This window comes from Neisseria sp. P0017.S009 (genome assembly GCF_051957375.1).
Lineage (GTDB): Bacteria > Pseudomonadota > Gammaproteobacteria > Burkholderiales > Neisseriaceae > Neisseria > Neisseria perflava.
On record NZ_JBQCWL010000004.1, the window covers coordinates 201858 to 217685 of the forward strand.

Here is a 15828-nt window from a genome sequence, read left to right on the forward strand (position 1 = left end):
AAGCACATTCTGGGTATATCGTATTGAGATCTAATTTTCAACTTTAATGCCGTTAAAGTATAAAAATTCGGTAGAATGACAGAATGTTTTTTTAATTTGATTACTTACCTATAAGAAAAAGGTCAATATGATGGAAGTACAAGATTGGGGCGGCGGTTTAACTCAACATGAGGTTGAGGCCATTGAAAAAATCAAACAGGCTTTTCAAGCTTCTGAAAATAACAAGAAAGTAAAAGGACAGGGATTTGACACATTAAAATCCCTTAAATCCATTTTTCCTTGGAAAGGATACTCGGGCTTTCGCTTTGCTGATGTAAAAGAGCGTAAAGAAGGTGAATTTGATTTGGTTATTGTTACCCATTGCAATGTGTTGATTATTGAGTTGAAACATTGGAATGGAACAATTATTTGCCGTCAAGATAAATGGTATTTGAATGATAAAGATATGGGTCGTTCGCCAGTTTCTATTACACGAAACAAACAATTTATGCTGGAAAAGAAATTGGATAAATTCAAACAGCAATTTACCAATAAAGGCTTTCGTCCGCAGATCCATTTTTTAGTTGTGATGACAGGCAACGCAGATTTCAGCCAACTGCCAGACAATGAAAAATTGCACGTTGTAACATTAGCTGATTTTTTGCAATTAAAAGATGAAAAACAATTTAACGATCGCTTCCGTCCACATCGTAATAGCAAAACTTTAAACCAGGATTTTGAATTATTTGATAAAAAAATCTTTAGTAGCAACACAGTCAAACCGAAAAATATCAGTATTGGTGGATATTACGCAGAAGACGGAGCTATTTTTTCCCACCCTAAAGACATTTATCAAGAATATCTTGCCCAAACCGAGAATAAAAAGCACCAAGACCAAGCCTTATTGCGCCGTTGGGATTTCACTAAAATCAACCGCCCTGAAGCTCAAACGCCTGACGGGCGTTATCGCCTAGTCAGCCGTGAATACGATGTATTGAACCATATTAAATTACAAAATAAAGACTTGTATCACGCTTGCTTGAATTACAAATCTACCCCGCAAAAAGGCGAAATCACTGCGGAACATATTGATTTATTTGAGTTGTTCCCACAGCAAAAACGTTTTGACCAATTTGTCGGCGGATACAATGGCGAAAATCTAAGCACAGAACGCCGTTTGGGATTGGTGCAATTATTGTTGGATAAATTTGCCCAGTTACACAAAATCGGTATTGCTCATCGTGATTTGGGTAATCACAGCATTTGGCTCTCGGCAGATGACAAAATTACGCTATCAGGGTTTGCTACCGCTTATTTTTCATCTGAAGAAACGGTCGGCGACATTCGTGAGATTTTGGAAGTCTCCGGCGATTTGGCAAAATCTCACTTTCCACTTTCAGACGGCATCAAACTCACATCATACCAATATGATGTACGTTCTTTGGCTGTTTTGGGATGGCATATCATTCAGGCAAAACGCATTTCACCGGTTAGTCTTGATGAAATGAAAAATAAATTAGCGGATGAAACCACATGGTATGCCGAAATTTTGCGTGAGGCATTGTCTGATAAACCTTTTAAAAGTGCGGTGGATTTTTTAGATAAATTTAATCAAACCAAACCTGAGCAAGCGGTAGATTTTTCTTTTGATTTTACAAAATTAGAGCCGTTCACACATGACATCAACTATTCCCGTGCCTATCGTGAAGATGATGATTTTATTTTAGAAACCAGTGAAAAAGAAGTTTACTGTTCCAATGGTTTGTTGGTTAAAGCATGGCTGAATACAGACCCGCAAACCGATAATTCAAAAGCCAGAGTGGTTTTGAATTGGTTGGAAAATATGGCAAAACTGGCAAATCTGTCGCCTGATTATTTACCGAAAATCCGAGAATTCGGTATTGCCAAAAAATCAGGCTGCCTTTTTGCAGTAAGTGATTTTATTGACGGGCATACTTGGCAAGATATTTGCAAACTTGATTTATCGGATAAACAAAAACAGACTCTTATCCATCAATTTATTCAAAGCATTGAACATTTACACAGTCTTGGTTTCACTCATGGCGATTTGAAACCTGACAATGTGCTGGTAACGATTGAAGATGATTCTGTTCAACTGCATATTTTGGATATATTGGATTTTTCGCCAAGTGGGCAAAGCCAGTTCAATACCGAATATTCGCCAGAATTCGATCATCCTACCGAGAAACAACGCGATAATTTTGCCGTGATGAAAATGGCGTGTGAATTATTGGGCGTTGAATGGAATAGGTCGTCTGAAAGTTTTGCTGAAGTTGCTAAAGTGATACAGCAAGAGTATTCAGACAGCCAAACTGCGTTTATTTCATTGGCTCGTTTCAAAGAAGCCCTCAATCCAAAACCGTCTACGCTGATGATTGATATTACAGTGGGCGGGCGCGAGTCTTTTCCACCGATTGCGATTTATCCTGAAAATGGTGAATTGTTTGTTCAATTTGAAAAGAGCAAGCAAGGTGATGTACTGGTGCAATTTATCGGTTTGGGCGGTGTATTAAAAGCATTTTATTCAGTAGAAAATAAGCAATTTACTCATGCGTTGGTTCCAATCAACCGTGCTTACATCAGTAAGCGAGATAGAGATAATAGTGTAATGAGCCTAACGTTAGGCTTAAATATCACTTATGGTGCTTATAGTGAAATGACTACATTAAATCATTCACTAAAAACTAACGAGCAGTTTATCCATACCATCAACCAATTTATTACTAAACATATTTCCAAACAAACCGAAGAAGAACATATTGAAACATTTGAAGTTTCTGAAACTGAGATTGTTGATGCTGAAATTGCAGTGCCGGTTATTGAACAGCGTCCTAGTATTCAAAAACTTTGGCAGGCAATTTTAGAGACTGAAACCGAAGCTTTACCTTCTATTACTGCCAGCGAAGCATTGCAAAAAACAGAAAATGGGGGCTGTTATATTCCCTATGATGGTGAAATCAGTCCACTAGATCAATTCAAACGGGATGAAGTTGTTGAAGCTATTGGGAAAAGTGAAGATGGAGAAAGAACCTTTAAATATGGTGTGGTAGATATTGCTAAAAGTCAATTGAATGAATTACACATCAAATCCAAAAGTTTGACCAATTATGCAAATAATATTCAAGCAGATACGCCTATTTATTTGCAAAGTAAACAGAACAAGGCTTCTTATACCCGTCGAAAAAACGCATTACAACGTATTTTAGACGGTGAAAGTGCGGTGGAAAATCTAGTGCATTATTTTGATGAACATTGCAACTTGCCGTCTGAAAAATATGAGATTCATGTCAGCGATGAAGAATTTGAACGCTATGACCAGCCTGAAAAAAATGTAAGCCTTAATGAAGCACAACGTATTGCCTTTCAACGTTTGATTGCCAATGGACCATTATCTTTATTACAAGGTCCGCCGGGAACAGGGAAAACAGAATTTATTGCCGCATTTGTACATTATTTATTTGATGTGCAAAAGGTGCGGAATATTCTACTGGTCAGCCAATCACATGAAGCAGTCAATACTGCTGCCGAACGTATCCGTAAACACTGTCAGCGTTTGGGAACAGATTTGCAACTGGTGCGGTTTAGTAATCGCGAAATTGCCGATTCCGAAATATTGGAAGATGTCTTTTCACCCAATTTGGTCGGGCAAAAAAGAGCTCAATTAAATGTAAACAAGATTAGCAATATCTGTCAGCTTGGACGTAGCATGAGCCTGCCTGAAAGATATTTGCGCGAGCGAGCTGAATTAGCGTTTGATATTGGCATACAAATCCGCCGTTATCAAAAAATTGTCAATTCATCAAAAAATGAAAACATTGATGAAGATGAAAAACGCTTACGCAAAAAATTAGAAAAAAGCATTAAAGAACAAGCCCAAGCAATGGGGCTACGTGAATTGGTTGAAATTGACGAAATTCTGCCAAAATTTATCAGTGAATTAAATCACAAGCATAATATTCAGCAGTTTGAAAATATCCAAGCAGGTAAATTGATTGATTTAACTCAGGATATGTTGGAAGCCCTATCTAACGAACGCACCAATTATGATGAATTTTTGGCTCGTTCCCGTCAGCTTGTGATTGGCACTTGCGTAGGTATCGGGCAACGCCATATCGGCATTGCTGACAATCTCTACGACTGGGTGATTGTGGACGAAGCCGCACGTTCTATTTCCAGTGAATTGGCGATTGCTATGCAGTCTGGTACGCGTATTTTGCTTGTAGGCGACCATAAGCAACTACCGCCTTTGTATTCAGATGAGCATAAAAACGCACTTGCCCGCCGATTAGGGATTTCCAAGCGAGGTGAGGAATTAGATCAAGCATTAGGCAGTGATTTTGAACGCGTTTTCCTATCCGAATATGGAAAGCAAACTTGCGCCACACTCAAAACACAATACCGAATGGCTCCTGCGATTGGCAGTTTAGTATCAGCATGTTTTTATGAAAATGTTTTGGAAAACGGTAAAACTGACAATGATGTGCCTAATATTTATTTCAGGCTACCTGAAGAGATAAAATCCTGCGTAACATGGTTAGATACAACTTCATTACCAAATACGTATCATGAACAAGGCAAAAGTGGTAGTTTATCCAACCGTGCTGAAGCCGATGTAATTATTAGGATATTACAAGACTTGGCAAACGATGAAACGTTTATGAATAGTGAACCTGTACAAAAATGTTTAGAGAAAAACGAAAAAGCCATTGGTGTAATTTGTATGTACGGCGAACAGAAGAAACTTATTCGTAAAAAATTCAATGAGCGCAGTTGGAATGACGAATTCCGCGGCTTAGTTAAAATTGATAGTGTAGATAGTTATCAAGGCAAAGAAAACCGCGTGATTATCTTGTCGTTGACCCGTCATGATAAAGTATGTAGCACAGGCTTTTTGCATCTACCAAACCGTATTAACGTAGCCTTATCACGAGCTATGGATAAACTTATTATCGTTGGAGCAAAAACCATGTGGGAACATCCAAAAAACAGCAAAACTCCATTGGCAAAGGTTTTACGTTTTATACAAGAGCAAGAGCAAAATAATCCGCAAGATTATGCAATTAAGATATTGAAAAACGGGGCGAAAAAATGAGTAAACAAAACATAACTTACAGTCAAATTGATTTTGTGGTTAAGGCTCCGCGTTTTCGTATCGTATTTTCGTATATGAGCGATAAAGGTGTGGCGTTCGTGCGTGAATATTTGTTACGACTTTTGAAAGTAACACCGTGCAAACCTGCACAAATTGCCCAATACTTTGGTTTTAATCAATATGAAACCGAAGTCGCTCTTGCTGATTTGGAGAGCAATAAATGGATTATTTGGCAGGATAACGGCTTGATTGCATTATCAGCAGACGGGCAGAGACTGTTTCAAGATATCCAAGACTCTCCCCACATTCCCACTTTAAAGGAATATGGTGGTGAATATCGTATGGAATTATTAGATAGTAATTTTCTGAAAAAAAACGACTGTGATAAAAATCGCCAGCAAGCCATAGAGTTAGTTGTCGAACCGAAAGTGTTATCAGAAAGTAGCGAAATTGCACGAAAAACATTTCAAAATCGCTTTCGGCAGCTAATAGAAGATGACATCATCAAGTTAGATGAGAAAGATATTTCTTTGTATAAAATTGATGCTATAGAACCCAAAGGCGTACCTGATTATTTCCGTTTTACGCAACAATTTGAATTGTTGCCTGAAACAGGCGAAGCTAAAGAACGTCATGATGTACCGACAGTTACTCATCAAGAAAATATCCAGCAAGCCATTACCGCACAACTGGAGCGATTTGGTCATCATGATAATTTGCGTGAACTGCGTAATAGTATGGCAGAAATTAGTGATGACGATACTTTGAAAGTGCTATTCGGCGGAACATTGGACTTTAACGAATATTTAAAAGTTTATCAGAAGCATGAACAACAAAATGGCTTGTATTTTCTAGGGCAAATTTATCATCAAGAAACCTTGTTCCAACAAATCAATAAAATTTTAGATGAATTAAGCAAAAAATCATCTAAAAAACTCTATTGGTTGGCTCCAAGCGATATTTACTGGGGAAAACAACGGAAAATTCATGGCAAAATTCAAAATCTAATAGATAAACAAAAAAATGGCTATGATTTCCGTTTATACCTACCTTTGCCTTCCGAACGAAATCGCCATGAAAAACAAGAATGGCTAAATCATTTTAAAGATATATCGGATAAAGTACTTTATGGATTCTGTGAAGGTTTCTTAGATGGAAATACTGAAATTCTATTTCTAGAAGATCAATTTGCTGTGGTTTGTTATCATGCAAAACTATCTTCTTATCCTGTGACATTGCCTATCGGGTTTATGACTACCAACATTCGACAAGTAAATCACATCATTAGTTTGGCTAAAAACTACCTAAGTTCTCCTCTATTCCCTAATAAGAATGAAGATGAAATAGGTCAAAAAGATTTTGGTTTATTAAAATCATAACTGTATCCAACTTTTCAACAGAATAATCATACCGAAGCAGGAAGGCTGTATTGATGAGTTAAAAAAGGTCGTCTGAACTTCAGACGACCTTTTTTCTATAGAATATTATCCACAGATTTTGTGGATGTTTTGGGGAAATCATATCCTTAGACTACGAGCAAATCCGCAAACCGTGTGGTATAGCACTGGCTTAATCTATCTCTGTTCATTTTCCAGTCATCGGCCAGTAATTCTGAGGCCAATTTCAGACGGCCTCTACCGTGCTGACGGTTGATTTGGTCCCATGCCACCATGACAGGATTGGCTTTTGTCGGTTCCCATAAGTCTACCTGCATTTGAATAGCTGGTTTCAAACCATGTAATTCAATTCCGCATTTTTTATAGAGGTATCCACTGCGATAAATATCTGCCAGCAGTCGTTGTGCTATTCGGTTCAAATGAACTGTATCAGCGGTCGATACAATCAAATTCTGGGCTAGGCTATTGTGATATTGAGGCTCATCCTCACGAAAAAAATCTGTATGTAAGAATACAGAAACGGCGGATGCAGTTAAACCATCCTTACGCAATGCTTCAGCCCCTAAACTGACATGATGCGTAACAGCCGCCTGCAATGCCTCTAATGTTTCTATACGCGTTCCAAAACTTCGACTACGAACAAGGTTTTGTCTCGGTTGTGCATTGGGATGTAATCCGTCACAGACAATACCCTGCATCTCTCTTTGCGTCCGCTCCACTGTTACGCCATACCGTCGGCGTATGGTGGCTGTGTCTGCTTCCACGAAGTCTAATGCTGTTCGTATCCCTTGTTCGGATAGTTTATCGGCAGTCCGTCTGCCTATCCCCCAAATTTCATCTACTCCTTGGCTGCGTAAGGCACGAAGACGGATAGTTTCATTCCAATCGCCCCAAACCACTACTCCTCTAAAGTGATCAGGGTAACGTTTGGCAAGATGGTTGCAAAATTTGGCCAGCGTCTTAGTCGGTGCTCGGTGAGATTTTCAATGCCGGACATATCTGCGAAACATTCGTCTATTGAATAGACTTCAACCGCCGGTACACAACCGGCAATAGTTTCCATCATCCTCCGGGACAGGTCTGCATAGAGTTCGTAATTGCTCGAATAAGCTTTCAGACGACCTTGAGAAACTAAGTGTTTCACACGGAAATAGGGTTCCCCCATCTTAATACCTAAAGCCTTTGCTTCAGTAGATCGTGCAACCACACAGCCGTCGTTGTTTGACAAGACGACGATCGGAACATTCTTCAATTCCGGCCTGAAAACTCTTTCACAAGAACAGTAAAAGCTGTTCCCATCAATAAGGGCAAACATCTTAGCTTCCCTGACGAACATCTTTGATAACGAAGGTTACAACGCCAACGACTGTCCAGGTATCACTGTCATCAGGTATAAAGTCAGGGTACTCGCCGGAGGCATTTTCAGAGTGTAGCTCGGGCTTGCGACCTGGAACTTTGTACAGTCGTTTGATCGTAAACTCATTGCCAACATCGGCCATCACAATATCGCCGTGCTTCGGCGTTTTAGATCGGTCGATGATCATAATATCGTCTTTACCGATACCCGCGTCGAGCATTGAATAGCCGCCGGAACGTGCGGCAAAGGTGGCAGACGGGTTTGTGATAAGGTATTCGTTAAAATCGAGATAGTCAGCAACATAAGGCTCTGCCGGAGAGGGAAAACCGGCAGGAATTTTCTCGAGTGCAAATGGGATCTTTAGTTTTTTCCGATTGACAGGTATCAAGCTACCTAGGGGGAGGGCAGTAGAAGCGATCATAGCATCTACCGTCGGTATCAGTGACACAGGAATACGCTTTACTGTCGTCGCTTCGCCGGTCTTGCTTTTTCGTCCTGCACCTTCTCTACGACCACCACGTTTTTTAGGAATTACATACATGATGCTATATTTTGAATTTGTAACGAAATCATTTTAGCAGAAAAAAAAGGCTGTCGCGTCTATCCGGACAGCCATTGTTTTCATAATTGAAGAATTGAAATCATAGATCCATATTAATATCAGGTTGCCCTTGTCGTGCATAATAGGATGAAAATCGCGATATTATGTCTTTTAGAAATGGACTGGCCACTTGAATAACAGGGCTACCAAAATATTTATTCAAATCTGCTTCATCATATGTAGAGACCCTTCTGAAATTAATGGCAGCACCTTCTTGGCAAGAATCGAGTATTGGAAGCCAATGGTAGTATTGGCCTCCCTTATTAGCTTTTATGCCTCCAAATAATGATTGTTTTATATTTTCCTTTTGCGTGTCAGTAGAGGCCTTCTTATATTTCTCATTATTACTCAAAATATCATCCAAATTTTGAATTTCAACCAACATTGCTCGGTCTGTATTACATTTCCTACTTTCGCCTTCACTGCTTTCGCTTTTACGCTCAGCCAAATCACAAGCTGGGCTCATAACAATATAAAAAATACCACTTTCTTCATGCTTTAAAATGCAACCTGTATTTATGGGTGTAGGTCCCAGTAAGCGTATAAGCATCTCATCCGGATAACACGTACCATCACTTTTATATAATTCATGAGTTAGATGATTAATTGTGTGACGTAGAAGGGCTTCTTCTGTTTCATGTGAATTTTTTTTGGCATAACGAACCCAATTACTTTCACTACTAGCACTCCCCTTATCTGAAACTGTAGATTTTATAAAAATTTCAGGAAGAAGATGCTTTATAAAAATTTGACTTAGACTTTTTTCAATTTGACCTACACCTCCCATTATTTTGGTTAATCCAGTTATATAAATATCCCAAAAATTCTTTATGATATCGATATATTTTACCTCCCCTTTTTTAAATACTCCAATTAAAGGTATATCGTCCGAGAAACTTATGGAATCAGGAGTTCCTGTACATATAGCTACTGGTATCCGCTTTAAATTTTCCCTTATTAGATCCAAAGCTTGATTTCCTTCATCACCGTCAGCGGCTAATTTCATATCTATAATTGCCCCATCAAAATATGAATTATTTAATGCTTCTAATCCGTCATTAATATTGTCATAAATTTCCAATTCGACATTGGGATCACCATTTTCATCATTAAAGTCTGCTACGGCTGTTTGACACATTTCAGCATCTTGATAATAATCTTCAATAAGAATTAACTTCATGTTATTCATCTCCTTTTATAGAAAGTCTAAAATAAGCTCCATTAGTAGATTCTAAAGCTGTAAGTTTCAATCCGTTTCTCTCAGCAGCTTCACCTGCAATTGCCAAGCCAATACCCGTACCACCTGGTTTGGTGCTAAATTGAGGTTCAAATATAAGATTATCTTCGATAAGATTAGGCTCTATCCCTGGTCCAGTATCGCAAAAATCTATATGGCTTAAAGAATTTTCTTCAGTAATAATATTGACTATGATTTTCCTAATATCAGGATTTTTTTCTGACAGCCAAAAGATGCTATTTTCTATAAGATTAGTAAATATAGCAGCAATATCCTGTTTCCATGCTTCTATAATTGCACTTCCGCTAATATCGAATTTAATGCCCTTATCTTCCATTTGTTGACGAAATATTTCAAAACAGTTATAAATTTCTGATTCTATAGACAAATTTTGTTTAGCTCCCCGTTTTCCCATAGCAAGAGGATCAAGTCGCTTAAATAGATCGGAAAATGTTTTAGCATTTATAGCTGTATTGTTCGCAATTAATTCGATCTTTTCTATATTTTCAAAATTATTTGTATCTTTGAATTTCTTGATAAATTTATCAATTCGAGGAATCTCATTTTTAAAATAATTCAATGGTCTTCGACCTTCATGTAAAACTACAGTCATAATTTTTCCCAAAGTTGCTTGCCCTTGGTAAGTTGCAATGGCTTGGCGGATTTCTTCTACTGTCTGACTTTTATCTTCCTCTTCTTTATTAATTAGTAAAATGACTTCTTCTGCAGATTCTGCATTCATCCCTTCGCCAATTAATTTTTTACGGACAGTTTGCTTCAAATTTTCAAAAGAGAAAATCCGATTCAGCTCTTTTTCAACATTAAGTGTAGGTTTACTCAATCCTGCTTTACGCCTAAAACTGAATCTCCGTATTTCAAGCTCTTTAATAACCTCATTTGTAATTTTCTGTAATTGTTTGTAAGCGTAATTATCGCGCAAACCATCCCTTGCACTCTTCTCTATTAAATCTGATTCTTCCTCTGAGCCAATTAGTACATAACCAATTACTTGGTTATTACCAATTTTTAAAGAGGGGTTTTGGATTCTCTTTTCATTAAGTTTTAACCAATCAAATTCAGGATCACCAAGAGGTCTGATCCGGAATCCATTGCGATATACCCCAATCCCATTGGACTCATTAAGTATTTTTCTCGCCTGCAATTTTCCTAGATAGTTACCATGATCATCTTTAAGACCACGGTGAATTAATTGTTCTATTGATTCCTTTTCCCTGTCGTAAACACGGATATCAAAGATTAAATCACCGCAAGCAGTATAATTATTTAAATCAAACGAAATAATCTCTTCTACTGTATTTCTTGCCTTCTGCAAAGCATAAGTCAGAGTACCTTTACCATTTGCATGAATTTTCCCTGAAATTTTATAATCGAATAGATCAAAGATAGGATATGGTGTGATGGTCTCTTCTATATCTTCAATATCTTCGAATCCACTGATTTTAAGATGAATATTGAAATTCTGGTCTTCTTTATCCTCTTCTTTATTTATTAAATTTTGCACAGGGGATATCAATTTTTTTAATTCGAAATTTAACTTAGTGAACTGATATTTATTCCATTCTTTGTAATACTCTTCTCCACCTTCAATTGTCAAAGTAGTTCCTGAGTGTTCATCAGTTAAATGAGTTTCAACTAAAAGTTCAACATCATCTAGGTATTCAGATGTTTCAAAATCATGCCAGTTAACTAAAACAGTTGTTTTTTCTGCACATTCTGAGACTGTCTCTAGTAATAAGGTAGAACCGAGCATAGATGCAGCATAGCGTCCTATCCCTTTACGACCTTGCATAATTCGACCATTCGGACTTGTTCTGCGCTCAAGCTTATCCGGCGTTGATGGAACCATCCACTTGTTAATCACAGTATCTTGTGACATCCCATGGCCATAGTCACGGACAGTAATCTCTATTCTTTTCTCAGGATTACCATTTATATTTTCTGATGGTTTTTCAGTCGCTTTAAAATGTATTTCCACAGATTCTGAATCCGCATCATAAGCGTTTTTTACAAGCTCAACGATAGCAGCATAACTGTCCTGAATTAAATCTCTACCGATAGTTAATAAATGCCGTCCAGCCGGTCTTATTTTATAAACATTTTCACTCATGCCAATTCTCCTTCAAATTTTCTGCAATCTTTCTTGCCAGTATAACTGGAACAGCATTACCAATCTGCCTAAATGCAGCAGTTCTACTTGGTTTGTCAGTCCCACCTTCAAAATAATAATCATCAGGAAAAGTTTGAAGGCGTGCTGCTTCTCTAGGGGTAATTGATCTATTCTGATATGAATCAGGATGGATATAGTAATGTCCATCTTTAGCAAGATGAGCTAATACCGTATGAGATGCAGATAAATTACCTGCTACAACCTTAAATCTGTCGGCAAATGCAGTTCGATTCTTATGAGTTTTAAGATTTTCAGGCAAATCATTATATTCCATCCTTTTCCCCTCTCTGCTCCATAGATCCGTTACCAAACGATATATTTTAGAGTCTTGTTGATTGAGTGGTCGTGCAATATGCCATGTAACAGGAATATCATTGTTTTTTATGCCTGAATCATGCAGCCACTTACCAGTATACTTCTTCATTTTACAAGGACGAACACTTCCCTCACCTGCATGGATTGCAGGAAGATCAGTAAATATTTCATTAACTAATACATTTGGTTTATCAATCTCTAATTGAGGATAGAATCCGGTTTGATGACCTCTTCTACCAACTAGTATGATTCTTTTGCGAGCTTGCAGAGCACCATAATCATTTGCATTAAGTATGCGATATTCAGTCTCGTAACCTAATTTTTTAAAAAGGTTCCTCATCTCTTGAAAATAATAATTGCCATTAGCATCTTTTGCAGACAGAAGTCCTAATACATTTTCAAAAACAAAGTATTTAGGTTGGTAGCGCTGAAGAAATTCTCCGTAAAACTTATATAAATAGTTACGTTTATCACCAAGCATTTTATTAGAATCACATGACCTACCGACAAGAGAATAGGCTTGGCATGGTGGGCCACCTACAATCAAATCAAGAGGTGAGTCTTTAAGTAAATCATCAATCTCATTAAATAAAGTTTTTAAGGTATTCTCTGAGATTTCCATATTAATTACTGTTTTTGTAATATGCTCAGGGATGATTTTATAAAATTCTGTGCGGCTTAATTTTCCATTTAAGTAGTCCACATAAACATCTAGCTTATCTATTGATTTTAACCAATGATAAGCCATACGCGTTTGCAGAGTAAAACAGGCAGCCTTGTCCGATTCAATATGAGCAACGGGCTTAAAACCTGCCTGAATGAACCCTTCGGAAAGTCCGCCAGCGCCAGCAAAAAGATCAAGAAAACGTAAATCTGTCATTATATGCCTGTTAATTCAGAATAATATCAGTCAAATTATCTAAAATAGAATGTAAGTAGAGTAAAGCGCATTATACCAGGTTACCTTTTATAACAGTAGATAACTGATATTTTTGGTACACCTGATCTATGTCGTACCATTACCAAACAGGAGGAAAGGAGCGTGAGAGACTCTAAAAGCTAATCCATACCTTTTCAAGGAGTTGACTCGGATTATGGTGACCGTTCCGCAAATCATGTTCATTTTGTAAAGCATATTATGGTGAGTATCTTATATTTATTAGGGTGGATAACGCCTATACGTAAGTCAATATTAGAGGATTAGCGTTCTCATCTCGGCAGGGATATGGTCGGTATGGGCGCTGTCGTGCATGACGCCGGAGATATACGGACGGTCGGGATTACCCTGGACGAAGGACAGCATCACTTCGGTACCTTCGTGTAAGGGGAAGTGAATGCCGTATTCGGGACCGGCATAGGGTTTGGCGAGTCGGACGGGACGGCTTTCTCCGCCGAGACTCCATTCGTCCAGGTCAAACGGCAGTTTGACACGGTAGCGGCCCATATCGTCGATATAGGCGTAGGTGCAGTTCTCCGTTGCGGTTACCCGTGCCGGTAAGGTACCGTCGATATGCGGACGCGGGGTGGTGCGTTCGGGACGGTAGGCGAGTTGGGCGGGGATGGCGGTAAAGGTATGGCTGTAGGCGGTATCGCGGCTGCCGCTGTGTTCCATGGAAAGTACCAGCCAGCCGTCGGAGGCTTCCGGGGAGGAGACATCGGTTTGGAACACCTTCATCGGCGTCATGGAAACGACGTTGCCGCTGCCGTTGGCGACGGTTTGACGGCAAAGGTTGGCTTCGTTCAACAGGGTCGTCTGAACTTGGGCTTCGTCGGTTGTTTTGGGATGAAGGCCCCAATGCTGCTGTTTGCCCAATAAGACGGTATTGTCGGCAGATTCTTCCGACTGTTTGTTGTCGGTTTCGGCAAAGAGGTTGGTATCGGCACTGCGGTAGTTGTAGTCGGCCGTACGTATGCCTTCGACGATGGGGTTGTGGCGGATGCTTAAGTTAAAGAGTGCTTCGGTACCGACACTCTCCAATCCGGCATGGGGACGGTAGAAAACGGGTAAGCCTTGGCTGCGCAAGTAGTGTTCGGGGCTGTCGCCGAAGACGACTACGTCGCCATGTTGTTCATGCTGTTCGAAGGCATACCAGATGCCCTCTTCTTCACACAGACGGTTGATAAAGTCGAAGTCGCTTTCAAGATACTGGGTGACATACTCGCGTACAGCGTAGTTGCGGCTTTTTTGGAAACGGTAGTCGACACCGGAGAAGCCGTGGTGCTTGAAGACGGCGGCAACGATGTCGGGAATGGTTTGGTGTTGGAACAGCCGGGAAGTTTGGAAATGTTTTAAAGCCGCGAAGCGCGGCTCTAAAACAAAGCGGTAAACGGTTTCATCCTTGAATACCGACAACTTCTCGCATGAGGTGATAATGCCCTGCCATTGCTTCGCCGGCGGGTCATCTGAAGCAGACCCGAATGCTCCTGCCACTTCCGACAGTAAGCCTTCCTGCGGACGAATCTCAAATGCTGCGCGTTGGTTGAGGTAGGAAGACATAGGCAGCGAGGAATTGGTCGAGGTAGTGGTGATTTCGACACGGTAAGCGGTATTGACCGCTTCGGATGCGTTGAAAGAGCGGACGGAAAGTGAGGGGGAAAAACGGGCGAAGGTGAGGTGGTAGGATTAGCGGGCGGTTATAAGGGTAATATCCAACTGACGATGAACACTGTATGGTAACGGGGATAATGCCGATGGTAAAGCGAATGGGACAAATGGAAAAAAGGCCGTCTGAACGGTTGAAATAAGGGATAAAGAGATATTTATCCCTGCCCTATTCCACCATTCAGGGAGAAAGTGGTAAATTAAGTAGCCACATTTCTCTTAAAACCATTGATTTTATACTAAAAATTGGAGTACTATGATCACACTCTCTAGAGTATCATTAATTCTCATTTGACATATAGGAACAAAACAGCGGAATTTGTAGAAGAATAGGGAAAAGGAAATTAATTTATATTATGTTAAATTCATAGTACTAGTATTTTAGTCTATTCATTCCTGTTTCTCCTAGCTATACAATCACTTACACAAAAAGCCTATCTGAAATTTTTTCAGTACGCTTTTCTTTTCATATCTAAATAAAGTAAGATTCAGCTAATGGATATCAATCTTCATATCACTATCCAATCTCTGGAGTAAAGCACCCCATGGCCGTCAATAAAATCGCCCGTAAAAGCAGCAAGTTCCGCGTTGTCTTTACCGTCCCCGATTTCTGCTGGCCGCCTCCACCCGCTCCCCCTTCCGTTCCACCCATCCCCTTCCCACTCTTTGCTGATCTCGGCGGTGCCAAAACCGTCGCCAAAGACGTACGCCTCAACCGCAAGCCTGCTTTTGTCTTTAATGCCAGTAAGACGCACAAAACTTATGGCGATGAAATCGCCCTTCCTGGCCGTAAAGGGGTAAAAAGCCGCACCGCCACCAAGCCTGCCTGGCCGATGCGCCATTCTTCCTCGGTTAAAATCCGCAAGCGCTACATCATTCGCGCCGGCGATATGTTCCACATGAACAATAAGTTCAAAAAGAAACTGCCGCCCAAACCCTGTATTTCCTGCAAAAGGGCTGCCGGTGCCGGCCGTCCGGTCAATCCGATACACGGTTTGAAGTTTTTGGAGGGTGAAACCGACTTTGCCTTTGAAGGTAT

Annotated in this window: 9 protein-coding genes and 1 pseudogene; 3 read left to right on the top strand and 7 right to left on the bottom strand. The window is 39.7% G+C overall.

Translation table 11 applies throughout. The features are described from left to right. Positions 1-130 precede the first annotated feature (130 nt). A complete protein-coding gene (locus ACTHTG_RS06895; RefSeq protein WP_070503864.1) occupies positions 131-5092 on the top strand; it encodes an AAA domain-containing protein in 4962 nt (1653 codons plus the stop codon). After that, positions 5089-6471, top strand: a complete 1383-nt coding sequence (locus tag ACTHTG_RS06900; protein WP_004521021.1) for a hypothetical protein — start codon at positions 5089-5091, stop codon at positions 6469-6471. Before ACTHTG_RS06895 ends, ACTHTG_RS06900 begins: the two co-directional genes overlap by 4 nt. Before the next feature lie 146 nt (positions 6472-6617). Here the strand turns inward: ACTHTG_RS06900 and ACTHTG_RS06905 are convergent, their stop codons facing one another. The 7 genes and pseudogenes from ACTHTG_RS06905 to ACTHTG_RS06935 form a co-directional block, all read right to left on the bottom strand. Continuing rightward, entirely contained in the window at positions 6618-7187 is a 570-nt protein-coding gene (locus ACTHTG_RS06905; RefSeq protein ID WP_440360581.1) for a DUF4113 domain-containing protein, read from the bottom strand. A 200-nt stretch (positions 7188-7387) separates the two neighbouring features. Continuing rightward, on the bottom strand, positions 7388-7804 hold the full coding sequence (locus ACTHTG_RS06910) for a Y-family DNA polymerase (protein ID WP_440360580.1): 417 nt from the start codon (positions 7802-7804) through the stop codon (positions 7388-7390). Position 7805: 1 nt separating this feature from the next. Further along, positions 7806-8387, bottom strand: a complete 582-nt coding sequence (locus tag ACTHTG_RS06915) for a LexA family protein (protein ID WP_004521121.1) — start codon at positions 8385-8387, stop codon at positions 7806-7808. Positions 8388-8487: 100 nt separating this feature from the next. Next, complete coding sequence (locus ACTHTG_RS06920) at positions 8488-9627, bottom strand: response regulator (RefSeq protein WP_232502774.1); 1140 nt, start codon at positions 9625-9627, stop codon at positions 8488-8490. Position 9628: 1 nt separating this feature from the next. After that, positions 9629-11812: a sensor histidine kinase gene (locus ACTHTG_RS06925; protein WP_004521119.1), complete on the bottom strand. Its 2184-nt coding sequence runs from the start codon at positions 11810-11812 to the stop codon at positions 9629-9631. Next, on the bottom strand, positions 11805-13067 hold the full coding sequence (locus ACTHTG_RS06930) for a DNA cytosine methyltransferase (RefSeq protein WP_004521118.1): 1263 nt from the start codon (positions 13065-13067) through the stop codon (positions 11805-11807). The genes ACTHTG_RS06925 and ACTHTG_RS06930 overlap by 8 nt, the downstream gene beginning before the upstream one ends. A gap of 312 nt (positions 13068-13379) precedes the next feature. Then, positions 13380-14735 (bottom strand): annotated as a pseudogene (locus ACTHTG_RS06935) (type VI secretion system Vgr family protein); the annotation flags it as partial. Between the two features lie 599 nt (positions 14736-15334). On the opposite strand from ACTHTG_RS06935, the gene ACTHTG_RS06940 reads away from it, so the two are divergent. Beyond that, on the top strand, positions 15335-15828 hold a 494-nt coding region (locus ACTHTG_RS06940; RefSeq protein ID WP_440360579.1), incomplete at its 3' end, for a PAAR-like domain-containing protein.